Origin of the sequence: Rhodococcus sp. 7Tela_A2 (assembly GCF_049311045.1) — a bacterium.
In the GTDB taxonomy this organism is placed as follows: Bacteria; Actinomycetota; Actinomycetes; order Mycobacteriales; family Mycobacteriaceae; genus Rhodococcus.
Genome location: NZ_JAXION010000211.1, coordinates 1 through 1870, shown reverse-complemented (window position 1 = coordinate 1870; position 1870 = coordinate 1). Strand labels below are relative to the sequence as shown.

The following is a 1870-nucleotide window of genomic DNA, read 5'->3' as shown; positions in this document are numbered from 1 at the left end:
GGGGCCCCCCCACCCCCCCCCCCCCCCCCCCCCCCCCCCCCCCAACACCGCCACCCCCCCCCCCCCCCCGGGGGGGGGGGTCTTCCGTCGATCAGAGTCGATCAGATCTGTCAGGCGTTGCCGGACAGCTTCTCGCGCAATGCAGCGAGCTGAGCATCGCTGGCCAGCGAGCCACCGGTCTGCTCGGCGGGCTCTTCGGCATCCGTCTCGGACGAGTAGTTGCTGCTGGACACGCCGGCAGCAGCCTCGGCGGCCTCGTCGGCAGCCATCTTCTCGATCTGAGCGGTGTGCATCTTGTGACGACGCTCGGCCTCCGCGTAGCGGGACTCCCACTCCTCACGCTGCTTCTCGTAACCCTCGAGCCATTCGTTGGTCTCGGGATCGAAGCCCTCGGGGAAGATGTAGTTGCCCTGCTCGTCGTAGCTGTCGGCCATGCCGTACTTCGACGGGTCGAACTCGGCCGTGTAGTCCTCGTTCGCCTGCTTCAGCGACAGCGAGATACGACGACGCTCGAGGTCGATGTCGATGACCTTGACCATCGCGTCGTCGCCGACTGCGACAACCTGGTCCGGGACCTCCACGTGGCGCTCGGCCAGCTCGGAGATGTGCACGAGGCCTTCGATTCCCTCTTCGACGCGCACGAACGCACCGAACGGAACCAGCTTCGTGACCTTGCCCGGGACGATCTGGCCGATCGCGTGGGTCCGGGCGAACTGACGCCACGGATCTTCCTGCGTCGCCTTGAGCGAGAGGGACACGCGCTCGCGGTCCAGGTCCACGTCGAGAACCTCGACGGTGACCTCGGTGCCGACCTCGACAACCTCGGACGGGTGGTCGATGTGCTTCCAGGACAGCTCGGACACGTGCACGAGGCCGTCGACACCACCGAGATCGACGAAGGCGCCGAAGTTGACGATGGAGGACACGACGCCCTTGCGGACCTGGCCCTTCTGGAGCTGGTGCAGGAACTCGCTGCGGACCTCGGACTGGGTCTGCTCGAGCCATGCGCGGCGCGACAGGACCACGTTGTTGCGGTTCTTGTCGAGCTCGATGATCTTGGCCTCGATCTCCTTGCCGACGTACGGCTGGAGGTCGCGGACGCGACGCATCTCGACGAGCGACGCGGGCAGGAAGCCACGCAGGCCGATGTCGAGGATCAGGCCGCCCTTGACGACCTCGATGACGGTGCCCTTGACGGCCTCGTCCTTCTCCTTGAGCTCCTCGATCGTGCCCCAGGCGCGCTCGTACTGCGCACGCTTCTTGGACAGGATCAGACGGCCTTCCTTGTCCTCCTTGGTGAGGACCAGAGCCTCGACCTCATCGCCCACGGAGACGACCTCGTTGGGGTCGACGTCGTGCTTGATGGAGAGCTCACGGGAGGGGATGACGCCTTCGGTCTTGTAACCGATGTCGAGCAGCACCTCGTCGCGGTCGACCTTGACGATCGTGCCTTCGACGATGTCGCCATCGTTGAAGTACTTGATCGTGGCGTCGATGGCGGCGAGGAAATCCTCGGCGGAGCCGATGTCGTTTACGGCTACCTGCGGCGAGGTGACGGTGGTGGAGGCCATGTGTTGAGTTGCTCCGGACGGGTTGATAGTCGGTTGATGGAACTTCGGTCGGGCATGCGAATCGGGCACTGCGATGAAGCGGTGATCGAATCACGGCGAGCGTCCCCGTCCGACCGATGAAGCCGAGCAGCGGACACTCGCGACCACCAGGCTACGCGTCCGCAGGGGAGCTGGGCAAACCAGGACGCCCCCCCCGCGTGCCCGCCCCCGCGCGACCGTTACGCTCGGATCCATGCCCCGCCCCGCAAACTCCTCCGGCCCAGCCCCTCCCCCGGCCCCGCGGTCCCCCGCGGCACGGC

At 66.6% G+C, this 1870-nt stretch carries 1 protein-coding gene; it reads right to left on the bottom strand.

What is annotated here, in order from left to right:
• Positions 1–110: 110 nt before the first annotated feature.
• Positions 111–1571 carry a 30S ribosomal protein S1 gene (gene rpsA / locus TVH25_RS21240; protein WP_072698949.1) on the bottom strand — a complete coding sequence of 487 codons (1461 nt, stop codon included), beginning with the start codon at positions 1569–1571 and terminating at the stop codon, positions 111–113.
• Positions 1572–1870 lie beyond the last annotated feature (299 nt).

What these genes read in the sequence shown, in the direction of transcription:
- rpsA (WP_072698949.1), bottom strand. Translation starts at nt 1,571, where the DNA reads ATGGCCTCCACCACCGTCACCTCGCCGCAGGTAGCCGTAAACGACATC.